Below are 16,078 nucleotides of genomic sequence, written 5' to 3'. Positions count from 1 at the left end.
AGGGCTTCGTTCAGACCTGGAAGTTCAGCTTCAGCCCCGGCGTCGGCCAGTCGTCGATGGCAATCAGCCGCCCGCTGCCCGACAGCGTGACGTAGGCCGTGCGCAGGTCGCGTCCGCCAAAGCAGATGTTGGTGGTGTAGCGGTCGGGCAGCGGCATGTGCTCGCAGCTGCTGCCGTCGGGCGCGACGATGGTGATGCCGCCATGCAGCAGCGTGGCCACGCACAGGTTGCCCAGCGCATCGGTTGCCATCGAGTCGAAGCGCTGGTAGTGCCCGCCCGGCGATGCGCACAGCATGCGCCCGCCGTGCGGCGAAGGCCAGCCGTCCTTGCGCACGCGCCCCGGCGCCGTGATGTCGAAGGCCCAGAGCCGCGCGCCTTCGGTTTCGGCGTAGTAGAGCGTGCGGCCGTCGGGCGACAGCGCGATGCCGTTGGGCGTCATCACCGGCCGCGCGATCGCATGCGCGCCGCTGCCGTCGCTGTGGCCGTAGAACAGGCCGCCGCGGTCCATGTCGCGTTCGCGCGTCTTGCCCAGGTCGGTGAAGTAGAAGCCGCCCTGCGCGTCGAACACGATGTCGTTCGGCCCGCAGAGCGCGCCGCCGTCGGCCTTGTCGTAGAGCCGTTCCGCCCGGCCCGTGGCCAGGTTCACGCGCTCGATGCGTCCGCCCGAATAATCGTCGGCCTGGCCCACCGGGCGGTGGCAGCCGTCGGCCTCGGTGTGCCAGCGAAAGCCGCCGTTGTTGCAGACGTACACCGCGCCGTCCGGCCCCATGGCCGCGCCGTTCGGCCCGCCGCCCAGGTCGGCCACCACCTGCACCAGCCCGTCGTGCCGCACGCGCGTGAGCGTGCCGCGCGCAATTTCGACCAGCAGCACGGAGCCGTCGTCCATGGCAACCGGCCCTTCGGGAAACTGCAGGCCGGTGGCGAGTTCGCGGATGTGCATCGGGAGCCCCTTTTCTTCTTTGCAGGGGCTCCGAGTTTGCTTCTTCCTGGCTATTTCGTCATGCCTGGACCGGCATCAGTAATTTGTCGGGCGTGATGGGCAGGTCGCGCACGCGGCGCCCGGTGGCGTTGTAGACCGCGTTGGCAACGGCGGCGGCCACGCTGGTGATGCCGATCTCGCCCACGCCCTTCACGCCCATGCGGTTGACCCGGGTGTCGGTTTCGGGCGCGAAGAGCACCTGCACGTCGCCGATGTCCGCGTTCACGGGCACGTGGTAGTCGGCCAGCGTGCGCGTGACGAAGTGGCCGCTGCGCTCGTCGAGCACCGACTCTTCCATCAGCGCGTTGCCGATGCCCCAGACGATGCCGCCGACGATCTGCGATGCCGCGGTCTTGGGGTTGAGGATGCGCCCGGCCGCAATCACCGCCAGGTAGCGCGGCACGCGCACCAGCCCCAGGTCTTCGTCGACCCACACTTCGGCAAAGTTGGCACCGAAGGCGTAGTGCGACCAGGCGGCGATGTCCGCGCCCGGCGTGGCCGTGTTGCTGGCGCGCCATTCGTTCAGCTGGGCCGCCTGCAGCAGCTCCGCCACGCTGGGTTCGCGCACGAAGCGCAGGCTCACCTTCTCGCGCAGCTGCTGCTTGGCCGCTTCGCAGACCGCGAGCGCCGCGGTGCAGAAGGTGTTGGCGCCCCAGGAGCCGCCCGAGCCGGGCGTGGGCGGCAGGGCCGAATCGCCGAGCCGCACCTGCACCTTGTCGAGCGGCAGGCCCAGCGTTTCGGCAGCGGTCTGCGCAATGATGGTGTAGCTGCCGGTGCCGAGATCGGTCGCGCACATCTCCACCACCGCGCGCACGTCGCGGCCGCTGCGCGTGAGCAGCAGGTTGGCCGAGGCGCCGCGATGCGGTGCGCCGCGCGATGCCGCGCTCATGCCGTAGCCCACCAGCCAGTGGCCCTGCCTGCGGCTGCGCGGCATTGCGCTGCGGTTGCTCCAGCCGAATTTCTCGGCGCCGATGCGCATGCATTCGATGAGCGAGCGGCTGCCGAAGGGCTTGCCCGTGTCCAGGTCGGTCCTGGCGTCGTTCCTCACGCGCAGTTCCACCGGGTCGATCTTCAATTGCTCGGCCAGCTCGTCCATCGCCGATTCGAGCGCAAAGCTGCCGGGCGCCTCGCCCGGTGCGCGGGTCCACTTCGGCGTCTGCACGTTGAGGCGAAAGGCGCGGTGGGTGACCTGCGAGTTGGGCACCTCGTACATCATCCGCGAGATGACGCCGGTCTGCTCGACGAACTCCTCGTGCACCGAGGTGTGGGTGACGGTGTCGTGGCCCAGCCCCGTGAGCCGGCCGCTGGCATCGGCACCCAGCCGCATGTGCTGGCGGTTGTGCTGGCGCAGTCCGACCACCATGAACATCTGCTGCCGCGTGAGCACATGCTTGACCGGACGCTTCACGAGGCGCGCGGCCAGCACCGCCAGCATTGCGTTGTCGCGCGTGAGGATCTTGCTGCCGAAGCCACCGCCCACGAACGGGCACACCACGCGCACGTTCTCGCGCGGAATGCCGAAGGTGGCGGCAATGGCGGGCGCGGCATCGCTCACCATCTGCAGCGAGTGGTGCACCGTGACCCTGTTGTCGCCCTCCCATGCGGCCACCGTGGCGTGCATCTCCATCGGGTGGTGGTGCTCGATGGGCGTGTTGTAGACCGCGTCGACCGTGCCCGCCGCGGCGCGCAGGCCCTGGTCGAGGTCGCCGCGCCGCGTGTCGGTCTTGTAGCCGGCGTTGATGGCGGCCGGCGCATAGGCATCCTTGACGTTGGCATCGAAGCCGATGCGCGGCTTTGCCGCGTCGTAGCTCACCTTCACCAGCGTGGCCGCATGGCGCGCCTGCTCCAGCGTCTCGGCCACCACGAAGCCGATGAGCTGGCCGTGGTGGTGAATGGCCGTGTCCTGCAGCAGTGGCGTGGCGCGCGTGAAGCGGTTCTGCGGCGTCTCGGGCGCGGGCGGTGGCATTTTGGGCACGTTCTTGTGCGTGAGCACCAGCAGCACGCCGGGCGATTGCTCCGCCGCCGCGGTGTCGATGTCGCGCACGCGCCCGGCCGCCACGGTGCTGCCCAGCGACACGCCGTACACCAGCCCCGGGTAGCAAAACTCGGCTGCATAGCGCGCCTGGCCGGTCACCTTGAGGCGGCCGTCCACGCGGTCGACCGGCTGGCCGATGAGGGGAAGAGCTTGCCTGTTCATGCCGTGCTCCTCGTCGTGGTTTCCAGCGCGCGCACGATGCTCCGTTTGGCCAGTTCGATCTTGAAGCGGTTGTGCTCGAAGCCCGTGGCGCCCGCCAGCGCAGCATCCGCCGCCTGTCGGAACAGCGGCAGGCCGGGCTCGGCGCCCTGCAGCAGCGCCTCGGCCTCGCGCGCGCGCCAGGGCATGTGGGCCACGCCGCCCAGGCAGATGCGCGCCTGCCGGATGCGGCTGCCCTCCATGTCGAGTGCGGCCGCCACCGACACCAGCGCAAAGGCATAGCTGGCACGGTCGCGCACCTTCAGGTAGTGCGAGCGCTGCGCGAAGCGGGCGCTCTCGGCCGGCAGGTCGATGGCGGTGATCAGTTCGCCCGGCGCCAGGTTGGCATCGAGCTCGGGCGTCTCGCCCGGCAGGCGGTGGAACTGCGCGATCGGAATCGTCCTGCGGCCTGAGGGCCCCTGCAGCTGCACCACAGCATCGAGCGCGTGCAGCGCCTGCGCCATGTCGCCCGGGTAGCTCGCGATGCACTTCGCGCTGGTGCCCAGCACCGCGTGGTTGCGGTTGAAGCCCTGCAGCGCGCTGCAGCCCGTGCCCGGCGCGCGCTTGTTGCAAGGCTGGGTCACGTCGTAGAAGTAGGGGCAGCGCGTGCGCTGGCGCAAGTTGCCGCCGTTGGTGGCGGCGTTGCGCAACTGGCCCGAGGCGCCTGCAAGAATGGCCTGCGCCACCAGTGGGTAGCGCGTGCGCAGCACGGGGTGGTTGGCCGTGTCGCTGTTGCGCGCCAGCGCGCCCAGCCGAAGGCCGCCCCCGGGCTGCGCCTCGATGGCCGCCAGCGGCAGGCGGTTGATGTCCACCAGCCGGTCGGGCGCTTCCACGCCTTCCTTCATCAGGTCGACGATGTTGGTGCCGCCGGCCAGGAATCTTGCCCCCGGCTGCGTGGCTGCTTGAACGGCCGTGTCCGCGTCGGTGGCGCGGGTGAATGCGAAGGGCTTCATGCGCGGCTCCTTCGGCTGCTGGCCGCGCGCGGCATCGCCAGGCTCACTTCGCGCACCGCGGCCACGATGCCGGGGTAGGCGCCGCAGCGGCAGATGTTGCCCGACATGCGCTCGCGGATCTCGGCGTCGCTCAGCGGCGCCATCGGCCCCGTGCGCCGCACATCGGCCGTGACATGGCTCGGCGCGCCTTGCTCGGCCTCGCGCAGCATGCCCACGGCCGAGCAGATCTGCCCCGAGGTGCAATAGCCGCACTGGAACCCGTCGTGCTTGATGAAGGCCGCCTGCATCGGATGCAGCTCGCTGCCGCGCGCCAGGCCTTCGATGGTGGTGATCTCCGCCCCGTCGTGCGAGAGCGCGAGTGCCAGGCACGAGTTGATGCGGCGGCCATTGGCGAGCACCGTGCACGCGCCGCATTGGCCGTGGTCGCAGCCTTTCTTCGTACCCGGCAGCGCCATCTGCTCGCGCAGCAGGTCGAGCAGCGTCGTGCGCGGATCGACCTGCTGCGCATGCGGCTTGCCGTTGACGCGCAGGGCAAGGGCCATGGAAGAAGAGGGTGGCGCTGCGTCGGCATTCGCCTGCGCAGCCGATGCCACCGACGCGGCCATGGGCGCGGACGCCAGGATCCCGGCGATGCCGGTCGTTCCGCTTTCCGCAAGGAAGGCGCGGCGCGTCAACTGGCCGGCGGGTGCAGGGAGAAGAGGGCTGTTGGCGTCGTCAGGCAAGTCATCGGCCTGCCGTTCATCGGGAAGGAGGGATGTCATCGTGTGGCAACTGGGGATCGATCGATGAAGGGACCTCGTCGCGCGGGCAGTGGCCCTTGCGCTTTTTTTCGAGGCGTCGATTCCTCAGCTTAGCCATCGATAACTTGTTGCAGGCATCGGTTTTTTTTATACCTGCGGGGTGCTCAGGCCATCCTGCGCCGCGTGTCGTCGTCGACCAGTTTGCGCAACGCGCTGAACAGCGGCGTGGTGTCCGTGTGCTTCCTGCCGTAGCCGAGATTGAAGGCGTAGTCGAAGTCCGCGGGGTTCGCGCCCTGGTTGTGCTGCAGGATCGTCTCGAGCTTGTCGAGTGCCTTCACGGCTTTCGCCTCGGGGGAGGTAGCGTTTTCGTACTCGTCCCAGAGCGACAGCAGTTCGGTGCGCAGCTTGTCGTCGAGCGGCGCCATGAGTGTGAGCAGGTCGTTGCGTTCGCGCTCGCTCTTGTCCGGATGCACATGCTGGCTCACCGCCGGAATGTCGCCATGAATGGCCTCGCCCAGGTCGTGCACCACGCACAGCTTGAGCACCTTCGACAGGTCGAGCCCGGCCAGCTCTTCCTCGAACGCCATCGCCATCAGGCACAGCCGCCAGCTGTGCTCGGCCGTGCTCTCCGCGCGGCCGGAGGAGGTGTGGCCGCTGCGCAGCACGTCCTTGAGTTTTTCCGCTTCGCGCAGGAACGCGAGCTTGCCCTTGAGTCTCTCGATGTTCATGGCGAGGGATCGTAGTCAGGCCGCGGGCGGGTGTCTACGCATGAGATATGCGCGTGGGGATGCTCCTCTTGGGATGGGTCGCGATGTGGGCGACCTTCGTCGTCATGCTGGCAATCTACGGCGCGTGATGCCTTTCAATCCCCCCCGCACCCGCTGCGCTCCAGTACAGGCAGCAGCTGCGGCCCCAGCGACTTCAGCAGCTGCGTCGGCAGCGCGCTCGTGAACCGATAACGCGCGGCGTACGGTTCGTTCGCATAGACCATGATGGTGCCGAAGTAGCGGTCGCCGATCGTGAACACGAAGGTGGCCGAGCGGCTGATCTTGCGCTCGGCGCCCGCCCGTCCGCCGCGGCCGTTGTGCCCGTAGCGATGGTCGCCGGTGCCGGTCTTGCCGCCGATCTCGATCACGCGGCCGTTCGCGTCCACGAGCGCATCCTTCAGGCGCCGCGCCGTGCCGTCCTGCACCACCTGGACCAGTGCGCGGCGCACCGTGGCGGCCACCTCGGGGGGCAGCACCTGTTCGGCGCCGGCGTCGCGCGGTTCGAGCCGCGTCTCGTAGGGCGTGTCGCGCGCGAAGTGCAGCGCGCCGACCCGTTGCACCGGCCGCCGCACGCCGTCGTTGGCGATGATGCCCATCAGTTCCGCCAGCGCGGCCGGCCGGTCGCCCGAGGCGCCGATCGCGCTCGCATAGGAGGGCGTGAGCGATTCGAACGGATAGCCCAGGCGCTGCCACGAGCGGTGAATCTGCGCGAAGGCATCGAGCTCGACCAGCTCGCGCAGGCGCTTGTCCTGCGCGCTCTTGTGGCGCGTCTTGAAAAGCCAGGCGTAGACCTCCTGGCGTTCGTTCGCGCTCGCCTCCAGCACCTCGGCCAGGGTTGCGCCAGGGTGGCGCCGCAGGAACCCCACCAGCCAGAGCTCCAGCGGATGCACCCGCGCGACATAGCCGCGATCGCCGAGCGACAGGCCGGCATAGGTGGTGCGCAGCGCCCGCAGTGCGCGCGGCGAGCCGGCGCCCTTGCCCAGCCGCTGGGCGAGCAGCTCGTCGAGCCGTGCGTCGCTGGCCTCGGGCTCGATCGTGAACAGCGCGCTCGCCAGCCGCGGCGCCGATGGCTTCAGGCTGCGCATCAGCAGCGCTTCGGCGCCCGCGGCCGACTGGTGCTGGTACTTGCGATAGAAGCGGATCAGGAAGGCCGAGCCCTCGCGGTCGGCAAAGCGCGCGAGCATCTCGCGCCGGCCCGGGTCGGCCGGGTCATTCAGCAGGCGCTCGGCGTCCGACGTGCCGCCGAACATGCGGTGGCGCACCACGTCGCGCATCAGGCGGATGAAGACCAGGTTGACCGAATGCTTGAAGCCTTCGCGCACCGTCATCGATTCGCTGTTGCGTGAGCGCTCGAAGTTTTCGAACTGGTGCAGGCCGCCGCCCGTGAAGAACGATTCGCCCGGGTTCGCCGAATACTTGCGCTCCATGGCCGCCTCGAGCATCGGCGTGAGGCGGCGGTCCTTGGCGCGCAGCAGGTACTGCCGCGCCCACGCGCCCAGCGGGTCGCGCGGGTTGTTCGGCAGCGCCGCCAGCTGGGCGGGGCCCAGCCCGGCCCAGCGGGCGTGCAGCTCGGCCACGAGCTCCAGGTAGCTCACCAGCGTGCGCAGCTTGGCGGTCGAGCCCAGGTCCAGCCGCGCGCCCTGGTTCACGTCGAAGGGCTGGTTGATGTTGTCGGCCTGCACGCGCAGCAGGTTGGCCTGCGCGCCGCGCTCGAACAGCGTGAAGCTGTAGATCAGCGGAGCCGGGTCCGCACCCGGGTCGAGCAGATGGGGCCCGAACAGGCCTGCGGCCTTGGCTGCAGCGGGGGTGCGCAGGCCGGCCAGCACCTGCGCCGCGAGCGCCTGCGCTTCGCCGTCCAGGCTGGTTTCAGCTTCGAGGTCGAGCCGCTCCAGGTCATAGGCGCGCGGCACGTCGAGCAGCGTGGAGATGTGGGTGCGCAGCGCGATGGTGGCCTTGCGCTGGACGAAGTCGGTCCGCGGCGCGGCCGGCAGTTCGGGCCGCAGGTGCAGCGGCAGCGGCAGTGCCGCATCGCGCAGCGAGGGCGCGATCAGGCCCGCCTCGGCCATCAGCCGCAGGTAGCTGTCGGTCAGCCGGGCCAGGCCCGCGCCGTCGCCGAGCAGGTGCTGCGACGGGCGGCGCTGCGCGATCATCAGCGACAGCGCCTGCTTGAAGGCCTCGGCCTGGCGCCGCAGCGCCTCGGGCGTGGGCGCCGCCGCCCCTTCCGCGTTGTCGGCGAGCAGGCGGTTGACCTCGCGGAAGTCGCGCCCGTACCAGGCCCACAGGCCATCGCCCAGGCCGTGCACCTCGCCCATGCCCGGGCGCGCGGCCAGGGGCACGGTGTCGAGATAGTCGACGACGATCTGGCGGCGCCGCGCCAGCGTGTCCTCGCCGTCCTGGTAGGCGCGCACGGAGGCGGACATCATCTGGCGCAGCTTTTCGCGCACCGACGCGGTGCGGCCCTGCGGCGAATGGCGGTACTTTTCGATCTGGGTGGCCAGCGTGCTGCCGCCCGTCGCCGTCCCCCCCGGGTTGAACACCCGCAGCCCCTGCTCGACCGCGGCCTTGGCAAAGCGCTCCGGATCGAGCGCGGGGTTGCGCTGCGCCGGCTCCGCGTCCAGCAGGTGGCGGTCTTCGACGAACAGCAGGGCGCTCACCAGCAGTGGTGGCACGTCCTCGAAGCGCTCGTATGCACGCTGGGGCACGCGCGTGTGCAGCAGCGCCGCATTGCGGCAGTCGCGCACGGTCAGGCCGGCCTGGTTCTTCTCGCGGTAGGGCATGAACAGCCCGCGCTCCTGCAGTTCGATCATCCGCGGCGACAGGCGGGCCTGGCGGGTGATGGCGTAGCCGTGGGGCTCCAGGCGCTGGATGAAGTCGGGAAGATCGTGGTAGCCCAGCCGCTCGTCGTAGGGCCCCGTGTGGGGGAAGCGAATGGCATCGCTGGCACCGGCGCCGACGCTGAAGCCGGCACCGCCGGCAAAGTCGCGCCAGAAGGCCGATTGCCATCGGGAAGTCTTCAGCTCGTCGACCACCGCGTAGGCGGCAAGCGCACCCAGCACGGCGAATCCGCCACCGATCCACAAGACCTTCTTGAACCTTGTCATGCTGCCTCGCACACAGTCTGAACCACGGGTTCGTGCATCGCGATGATGCGCTTTCCGCGGCCGCTTGGCGCGTGTGCGCGGCGTTCTTCGGCGCCGGAGAACTACCTATGGCGAATCAGCGCTGCCTTGGCATACAAGGTGTAGTTGGATTGTTTTAATGGCAACAAGGCGTGGCCTTTCTCTGCCCACCGCCTTGATGAGCCGTTCGCGCCCCGCCTTGGCCAGCATGGACGCCACCGCGCACGAGGCCAGGCGGGCCGGCTCCGAGTCGGCCCGGCTCGTCAGGATCACCGGCACCTTGGTGCCCAGCACGATGCTCGCCGCATAGGCTCCGCCCAGGAAGCTGAGGCTCTTCGCCAGCATGTTCCCCGCGTCCAGGCTGGGCACGATCAGCACGTTGGCGCGGCCTGCCACCGGCGAGGCGATGCCCTTGATGCGCGCCGCCTCGGCGTCGATGGCGTTGTCCATGGCCAGCGGCCCGTCGAGCTGCGCGCCCGTGATCTGGCCGCGGTCGGCCATCTTGCACAGCGCGGCGGCGTCCAGCGTGGAAGGCACCTTGGGGTTGACCGTTTCCGTGGCCGAGAGAATCGCCACCCGCACCGCCGGCATCTGCAGCGCATGCGCCAGGTCGATCGCGTTCTGCACGATGTCGACCTTCTCTTCGAGCGTGGGCGCGATGTTGATCGCGGCGTCCGAAATGATCAGCGGCTGCGCGTGGCCCGGAATGTCCATCACGAAGCAGTGACTGATGCGGCGCGACGTGCGCAGCCCGCCTTCGCGCCGCACCACCGCGGCCATCAGCTCGTCGGTGTGCAGGCTGCCCTTCATCAACGCATCGACTTCGCCGCGCAAGGCCATGGCGACGGCGGCATCGGCTGCGGCGTGGCTGTGAGGGGCGTCGACGATGGGGATGGCCGAGAGGTCTGCGTTGGCCTCGCGTGCTGCAGCTTCGATCTTTGCGCGGGGGCCGATGAGCGTTGGGGCGATGAGGCCGAGTGCGGCTGAAGCCAAAGCGGCTTCGAGCGACACGGCGCTGGCCGGGTGGACGACCGCGACGCGGAGCGGTGGGAGGGCGCGGGCTGCGGCGATCAGGCGGTCGTAGTGGGGATGGGGCGCGGAGGAGGAGGGGGCCATGCGGGCTCCGGAGGGTTAGGCGGTTCGAGCAGTTTGCTGCAAGCAACTCATTGGAGGCTGTCCGCACACGTCAAGTCGGCAACACGTTTCGACCAGCTGCGCTGCCGTGCCGTCGGAGAGCGTGAACCACCGCGGGCTTTTTTTAGATGCTTGCGCTGAGATCTTCAGCCCGAGTCCGCAGCCAGTTCGCGAGTCACGACGTTTGATGGTTAGCCACCTAACACGTGGGTGAGCTCAAAGAGGCTCGGGTTTCCCCAGTCGAGATATTTCCCCTAGTGCCCGAAAACAACGCAAACGAAAAAGCCCCGTTGCTATCGGCTTGATAGCAACGGGGCTTTTAATTGGTGCCGGAGAGATGAATCGAACACCCGACCTTCTCATTACGAATGAGCTGCTCTACCGACTGAGCTACACCGGCGAAGCCTCGGATTATAGCAACACCGTCAGGCCTTTTCGGCGTGGTACTTGGTCAAACGCTCGACTTCGTTACGCGAACCCAACATCACGCTCACGCGCTCGTGCAATTTGGTGGGCTTCAGGTCGAGGATGCGCTGCTTGCCGTTGGTGGCCGCGCCGCCGGCCTGCTCGACCAGCCAGCTCATCGGGTTGGCCTCGTACATCAGGCGCAGCTTGCCGGCCTTTTCGGGCTCGCGCTTGTCCCACGGGTACATGAACACGCCGCCGCGCATCAGGATGCGGTGCACGTCGGCCACCATGCTGGCAATCCAGCGCATGTTGAAGTCCTTGCCGCGCGGGCCTTCCTTGCCGGCCAGGCATTCGTCGATGTAGCGCTTCATGGGCTCGTCCCAGTGGCGCATGTTGCTCATGTTGATCGCAAATTCCTTGGTGTCGGCCGGAATCTGGATGTCCTCCTGCGTGAGCACGAAGCTGCCTTGCTCGCGGTCGAGCGTGAACATGGCCACGCCGTTGCCCACGGTGAGCACCAGGGTGGTCTGCGGGCCGTAGATGCAGTAGCCGGCCGCCACCTGCTGGGTGCCGGGCTGCAGAAAGTCGGCTTCCTGCACGCCGGGGGTGTCGTCGGGCTTCTTCAGCACGCTGAAGATGGTGCCGATGCTGACGTTCACGTCGATGTTGCTGCTGCCGTCGAGCGGGTCGAACATCAGCAAATATTCGCCCTGCGGGTAGCGGTTGGGCACCACGTAGATGCTGTCCATTTCCTCGCTGGCCATGGCCGCGAGGTGGCCGCCCCATTCGTTGGCCTCGATCAGCACTTCGTTGGCGATGATGTCCAGCTTCTTCTGGATCTCGCCCTGCACGTTCTCGCTCTCGGCAGTGCCTAGCACGCCGCCCAGCGCGCCCTTGTTGACGGCCTGGCTGATGCTCTTGCAGGCGCGGGCGACCACTTCGAGCAAGAGGCGCAGCTGGCCGGGAATGAGGCCGTCGGCGCGCTGCTTTTCGACGAGGTAGCGGGTGAGGGAAATCTTCTGTTGTGCCATGGGATATGTCCTATGCAATGTGGGGGTCTGTTCGCGAAACACCGCGGAACCGGCTTTGCCGGGCCGCTGGTGTTGCCCCCGGCGAGGGGGTGGGCGAAGCGACACGAAGTGCGCGAAGCCTGGGGGTGAGCTTAATTCCCGGCCAGGGCGCGGGTCACCACTTCGTGGGTGTCCTTGCTCAGGTCGGGCTTGGCCGCCACGCGGGCAATCGCTTCGCGCGCGGCGCTGCGGTAGGGTTCGGCCAGCTTGCTCCAGCGGTCGAGCGCGCGGGCGAGGCGGGCGGCCACCTGGGGGTTGATGGCGTCCAGCTCGATGACGCGCTCGCTCCAGTACACGTAGCCGGCCGCGTCGGGGCGGTGGAACGCGCCGGGGTTGGCGCTGCAATAGCTGAAGATCACGCTGCGGGCGCGGTTGGGGTTCTTGATGGAGAAGTCGGGGTGCTTCATCAGCTGCCTGACCAGCGGCAGGACGTCGCCGCCGCGGTCGGGCGCGCCGGCCTGCAGCGAGAACCACTTGTCGATGACCAGCGCCTCGTCCTTGAAGATGGCATGGAAGCGCGCCAGCGCCTGCGCGGCCAGGGTGTGGCCCGACGACACCAGCGCATTGAGCGCGTTGAAGCGGTCGGTCATGTTGCCGGCATCCTTGAAGCGCTGCAGCGTCTTGCCGGGCCACACGGTGTCGCCCGAGGAGCGCGCCGCCAAGCACAGGAAGTTGAGCGCCATGCCGGCCAGCGCGCGGCGGCCCGACGAGGTCGGGTCGGGCGTGTAGGCGCCGGTGTCGTGGTTTTCTTCGTAGGCCTGCTGCCAGTCTTCGAAGAGGGCGGTGGCCAGCTGGGCGCGCATGGCTTCGCGCACCAGGTGCACGCGCTGCGGATCGACCACGTCGAGCTGCTCGGAAATGTAGGTTTCCGAAGGCAGCGTGAGCACCAGTTCCTTGAAGGCGGCGTCGAGTTGCGGGTTGCGCAGCACGCTGCGCATGGCGTCGATGTAGGCGTCGTTCAGCACCGGGGTGGTGTCGGTCGCCAGCGCTGCAATGCCCTGCAGCGCGGCGCGCAGGCCCAGGCGCTGGCCGGCTTCCCAGCGGTTGAACGGATCGGGGTCGTTGGCCAGCAGGGTGAGCAGCTGGGCGTCGGTGTATTCGAAGTCCAGGATCACCGGTGCGCTGAAGCCGCGCAGGATGGAAGGCACTGGCTCGGCGTCGAGGCCGACGAAGGTGATCTGCTCGCCGGCGCGCGAGAGCACCAGCGTGCGGGTGCCGCGCGTGACTTCGTTTTCGCCCTGGAGCTGCAGCGGCAGTTCGCGCCCGCTCGCATCGAGCAGGCCGATGTTCACCGGAATGACGAAGGGTTCCTTGGTCGCCTGGCCCGGCGTGGGCGGGCAGCTTTGGACGATGCTCAGGGTGTAGCTGCGGTTCTGCGCGTCGTACACGCCGTGGGCGGCCAGGCGCGGCGTGCCGGCCTGGCTGTACCAGCGCTTGAACTGGGGCAGCAGGCGGGCGAGTTCGGAATCGGGGTTGGCGTCGGCAATGGCCTGCGCGAAGTCGTCGCAGGTCACGGCCTGGCCGTCGTGGCGTTCGAAGTAGAGCGTGATGCCGCGCTCGAAGCCCTTGCGGCCGACCAGCGTCTGCATCATGCGCACCACCTCGGCACCCTTTTCGTAGATGGTGACGGTGTAGAAGTTGCTGATCTCGATGTAGCTGTCGGGCCGCACCGGGTGGGCCATGGGGCCGGCGTCTTCGGGGAACTGGGCGGTGCGCAGCACGCGCACGTCCTCGATGCGCTTGACGGCGCGGGCCGACGCGTCGGCGCACAGGTCCTGGCTGAACTCCTGGTCGCGGAAGACGGTGAGGCCTTCCTTCAGCGACAGCTGGAACCAGTCGCGGCAGGTGACGCGGTCGCCGCTCCAGTTGTGGAAGTACTCGTGGCCGACCACGCTTTCGATGTTGCTGTAGTCGGCGTCGGTGGCGGTGGCCTGGTTGGCCAGAACGTACTTCGTGTTGAAGATGTTCAGGCCCTTGTTCTCCATGGCGCCCATGTTGAAGTCGCTGGTGGCGACGATCATGAAGCGGTCCAGGTCCAGCGGCAGGCCGAAGCGGGCTTCGTCCCACAGCACGGAGTTGACCAGCGAGTTCATCGCATGCTCGGTCTTGTCGAGGTCGCCGGCGCGCACGTACACCTGCAGCAGGTGTTCCTTGCCGTTGCGCGCGGTGATGCGCTGCTCGCGCGCCACCAGCTTGCCGGCCACCAGCGCGAACAGGTAGCAGGGCTTCCTGAAGGGGTCGACCCACTTGGCGAAGTGGCGGCCTTCGGGCAGCTCGCCCTGCTCGACGAGGTTGCCGTTCGACAGCAGCACCGGGTAGGCGGCCTTGGCGGCGCGCAGCGTCACGGTGTACATCGCCATCACGTCCGGACGGTCGAGAAAGTAGGTGATGCGGCGGAAGCCCTCGGCCTCGCACTGCGTGAAGAAGGTGTCTTCGCTCACGAACAGGCCCATCAGCTTGGTGTTCTTGATGGGGCAGCAGGTGGTGAAGATCTCGAGCTCGAAGGTCCCTTCTTCGGCGGACGGCAGGCCGTCCAGCACGAGCTGGTCGCCTTCCATGCGGAACGATGCGCCCTGGCCGTTGACCAGCACGCGCGCCAGGTTCAGCTCGTCGCCGTCCAGGCGCAGGGGTTGGGCCGGCGCGTCGGGGTTGCGGCGCAGTTGCATGCGGTTGAGCACGCGGGTCTTGGCGGGGTCGAGGTCGAAGGTGAGGTCGACGGTGTCGATCCAGAATGCCGGGGCGGCATAGTCTTCGCGGCGAATGGCAATCGGTTGCCCTTGGGCGTCACGCTGCAGCAGCATCGAGTGTCTCCAGAAAATTCGAATGGGCGAGTTCGTCGTAGTCGCGAACGGCGGCAATCACATGGGGGCCGGCAAGCTCGGCGGCGGTATGGGTGCTGCACACGGCCACGGCACGCATGCCGCCGCGGCGCGCGGCCTCGATGCCGAAGGGGGCGTCTTCAAAGACGATGCAGCGCTCGGGCGCCACGCCGATGCGGCGCGCGGCTTCCAGAAAGATCTCGGGCGTGGGCTTGCCGGCAAAGCCTTCGTCGCCGCCGACGATGGCCAGCGGCAGCGGGTCCATCTTCAGGCGCGACATCGCAAACTCGATGTTGTGCCGGTCGCCGGCCGTGCCCACCGCCACCTTCAGGCCGCGTGCGACGGCGGCCCTGGCAAAGGCCGTGAAGCCGGCCACCTCGGTGAAGTTGTCGTGGAAGAGGGCGCGGTAGATCTCTTCCTTCTCGTGCACCAGTGCCTGGCACTCGTCGTCGGCCAGCTCGCGCTCGAACAGCTCGCGCATGCACTCGGCGCCGGTGCGGCCCGTGGTGCGCGCAAGAATGTCGGTCACGTCGAGCTTCAGGCCGTGGCGTTCGACAAACTCCACCCACGAGCGCGCATGCCAGGGCATGGAGTCGATCATGGTGCCGTCCATGTCGAAGATCAGGGCTTCGACCTTCCCGTGCGTCAGGCTCATCGGTTACACGCCTTGCTTGAGGGAGGCTTCGATGAACACGTCGAGGTCGCCGTCGAGCACCTTCTGCGTGGCCGAGACTTCGACGTTGGTGCGCAGGTCCTTGATGCGGCTGTTGTCCAGCACGTAGCTGCGGATCTGGTGGCCCCAGCCCACGTCGGTCTTGCTGTCCTCGAGCTTTTGCTGCTCTTCCTGGCGTTTGCGCATCTCGTGGTCGTACAGGCGCGAGCGCAGGCGCTTCCACGCCACGTCGCGGTTGCTGTGCTGGCTGCGGCCGTCCTGGCACTGCACCACGATGCCGGTGGGGATGTGCGTGAGGCGCACGGCCGAGTCGGTCTTGTTGATGTGCTGGCCGCCCGCGCCGCTGGCGCGGAAGGTGTCGGTGCGAACGTCGGCCGGGTTGATCTCGATCTCGATGGAGTCGTCGATTTCCGGGTACACGAAGATGCTGGCAAAGCTGGTGTGGCGCCCGCCCGAGGAGTCGAACGGCGACTTGCGCACCAGGCGGTGCACGCCGGTCTCGGTGCGCAAGAGGCCGAAGGCGTAATCGCCCTCGACCTTGATGGTCGCGCCCTTGATGCCGGCGGTGTCGCCCGGGGTTTCGTCCTCGATCTGCGTCTTGAAGCCCTTGCGCTCGGCGTACTTCAGGTACTGGCGCAGCAGCATGCTGGCCCAGTCGCAGGCCTCGGTGCCGCCGGCGCCGGCCTGGATGTCGACGAAGGCGTTGAGCGGGTCGGCCGGGTTGTTGAACATCCGGCGGAATTCGAGCTGCTTGATGTCGGCTTCGAGCGCGGCGGCGTCATCGGCAATGGACTGCAAGCCGTCCAGGTCGCCGTCTTCCTTCGACATCTCGTAGAGCTCGGTGTTGTCCGACAGGCCGCTGGTGAGGCGGTCGAGCGTGACGACCACGTCGTCGAGCGACTTCTTCTCGCGGCCCAGTTCCTGGGCCTTCTTGGGGTCGTTCCAGACGTTGGGATCTTCGAGCGATGCGTTGACTGTCCTCAGTCGTTCAGCTTTGGCATCGTAGTCAAAGATACCTCCGTAAATCCGCAGTCCGGGCGCTCAGGTCTGCAAGCGTTGCGCCGATCTGGTTGATTTGTTCTGCGTCCATGGGGTGTCCTGACTGTGTTCGGGGGAAACCGGGCATTTTCTCATGGACCGATAACCCACCCAGGAACGGCGCTGTATTGCTCCTTCCCTCTTT

Annotated in this window: 11 protein-coding genes and 1 tRNA gene; all 12 read right to left on the bottom strand. The window is 68.1% G+C overall.

The features are described from left to right. Window positions 1-10: 10 nt before the first annotated feature. Window positions 11-940: an SMP-30/gluconolactonase/LRE family protein gene (locus ACAM54_RS18700; protein WP_369648547.1), complete on the bottom strand. Its 930-nt coding sequence runs from the start codon at window positions 938-940 to the stop codon at window positions 11-13. Window positions 941-998: 58 nt separating this feature from the next. Next, window positions 999-3,176 (bottom strand): xanthine dehydrogenase family protein molybdopterin-binding subunit, encoded by a 2,178-nt coding sequence (locus ACAM54_RS18695; RefSeq protein ID WP_369648546.1) that lies wholly within the window; start codon window positions 3,174-3,176, stop codon window positions 999-1,001. Further along, the gene (locus tag ACAM54_RS18690; RefSeq protein WP_369648545.1) at window positions 3,173-4,165 is read right to left on the bottom strand and encodes a xanthine dehydrogenase family protein subunit M; all 993 of its coding nucleotides are present in this window, start codon (window positions 4,163-4,165) and stop codon (window positions 3,173-3,175) included. Before ACAM54_RS18690 ends, ACAM54_RS18695 begins: the two co-directional genes overlap by 4 nt. Next, window positions 4,162-4,926: a 2Fe-2S iron-sulfur cluster-binding protein gene (locus ACAM54_RS18685; RefSeq protein WP_369648544.1), complete on the bottom strand. Its 765-nt coding sequence runs from the start codon at window positions 4,924-4,926 to the stop codon at window positions 4,162-4,164. Before ACAM54_RS18685 ends, ACAM54_RS18690 begins: the two co-directional genes overlap by 4 nt. A 143-nt stretch (window positions 4,927-5,069) precedes the next feature. Further along, window positions 5,070-5,633, bottom strand: a complete 564-nt coding sequence (locus ACAM54_RS18680; protein WP_369648543.1) for an HD domain-containing protein — start codon at window positions 5,631-5,633, stop codon at window positions 5,070-5,072. A gap of 134 nt (window positions 5,634-5,767) precedes the next feature. Next, window positions 5,768-8,773: a transglycosylase domain-containing protein gene (locus ACAM54_RS18675; RefSeq protein WP_369648542.1), complete on the bottom strand. Its 3,006-nt coding sequence runs from the start codon at window positions 8,771-8,773 to the stop codon at window positions 5,768-5,770. Between the two features lie 105 nt (window positions 8,774-8,878). Continuing rightward, entirely contained in the window at window positions 8,879-9,907 is a 1,029-nt protein-coding gene (locus ACAM54_RS18670) for a phosphate acetyltransferase (protein WP_369648541.1), read from the bottom strand. A gap of 342 nt (window positions 9,908-10,249) precedes the next feature. After that, window positions 10,250-10,325, bottom strand: a tRNA-Thr gene (locus tag ACAM54_RS18665). A 25-nt stretch (window positions 10,326-10,350) separates the two neighbouring features. Continuing rightward, window positions 10,351-11,364, bottom strand: coding sequence for a class 1 fructose-bisphosphatase (locus ACAM54_RS18660; protein ID WP_369648540.1), 1,014 nt, complete (start codon window positions 11,362-11,364; stop codon window positions 10,351-10,353). A gap of 131 nt (window positions 11,365-11,495) precedes the next feature. Beyond that, on the bottom strand, window positions 11,496-14,204 hold the full coding sequence (pepN, locus tag ACAM54_RS18655; RefSeq protein ID WP_369648539.1) for an aminopeptidase N: 2,709 nt from the start codon (window positions 14,202-14,204) through the stop codon (window positions 11,496-11,498). Further along, entirely contained in the window at window positions 14,188-14,877 is a 690-nt protein-coding gene (locus ACAM54_RS18650; RefSeq protein WP_369648538.1) for an HAD family hydrolase, read from the bottom strand. The genes pepN and ACAM54_RS18650 overlap by 17 nt, the downstream gene beginning before the upstream one ends. A gap of 3 nt (window positions 14,878-14,880) precedes the next feature. Further along, window positions 14,881-15,985 (bottom strand): peptide chain release factor 2 gene (gene prfB / locus ACAM54_RS18645; protein ID WP_369648537.1). Its coding sequence is split into 2 segments (ribosomal slippage): window positions 14,881-15,903 and window positions 15,905-15,985, totalling 1,104 coding nucleotides; the frame shifts between segments, so codons are not numbered across the junction. Between the last annotated feature and the right edge of the window lie 93 nt (window positions 15,986-16,078).

The organism is Variovorax sp. V93 (assembly GCF_041154485.1).
In the GTDB taxonomy this organism is placed as follows: domain Bacteria; phylum Pseudomonadota; class Gammaproteobacteria; order Burkholderiales; family Burkholderiaceae_C; genus Variovorax; species Variovorax beijingensis_A.
The sequence above is the reverse complement of the archived record's forward strand: the minus strand, read 5'-3'. Positions and strand labels throughout refer to the sequence as shown.

What these genes read in the sequence shown, in the direction of transcription:
- ACAM54_RS18700 (WP_369648547.1), bottom strand. Translation starts at nt 940, where the DNA reads ATGCACATCCGCGAACTCGCCACCGGCCTGCAGTTTCCCGAAGGGCCG.
- ACAM54_RS18695 (WP_369648546.1), bottom strand. Translation starts at nt 3,176, where the DNA reads ATGAACAGGCAAGCTCTTCCCCTCATCGGCCAGCCGGTCGACCGCGTG.
- ACAM54_RS18690 (WP_369648545.1), bottom strand. Translation starts at nt 4,165, where the DNA reads ATGAAGCCCTTCGCATTCACCCGCGCCACCGACGCGGACACGGCCGTT.
- ACAM54_RS18685 (WP_369648544.1), bottom strand. Translation starts at nt 4,926, where the DNA reads ATGACATCCCTCCTTCCCGATGAACGGCAGGCCGATGACTTGCCTGAC.
- ACAM54_RS18680 (WP_369648543.1), bottom strand. Translation starts at nt 5,633, where the DNA reads ATGAACATCGAGAGACTCAAGGGCAAGCTCGCGTTCCTGCGCGAAGCG.
- ACAM54_RS18675 (WP_369648542.1), bottom strand. Translation starts at nt 8,773, where the DNA reads ATGACAAGGTTCAAGAAGGTCTTGTGGATCGGTGGCGGATTCGCCGTG.
- ACAM54_RS18670 (WP_369648541.1), bottom strand. Translation starts at nt 9,907, where the DNA reads ATGGCCCCCTCCTCCTCCGCGCCCCATCCCCACTACGACCGCCTGATC.
- ACAM54_RS18660 (WP_369648540.1), bottom strand. Translation starts at nt 11,364, where the DNA reads ATGGCACAACAGAAGATTTCCCTCACCCGCTACCTCGTCGAAAAGCAG.
- pepN (WP_369648539.1), bottom strand. Translation starts at nt 14,204, where the DNA reads ATGCTGCTGCAGCGTGACGCCCAAGGGCAACCGATTGCCATTCGCCGC.
- ACAM54_RS18650 (WP_369648538.1), bottom strand. Translation starts at nt 14,877, where the DNA reads ATGAGCCTGACGCACGGGAAGGTCGAAGCCCTGATCTTCGACATGGAC.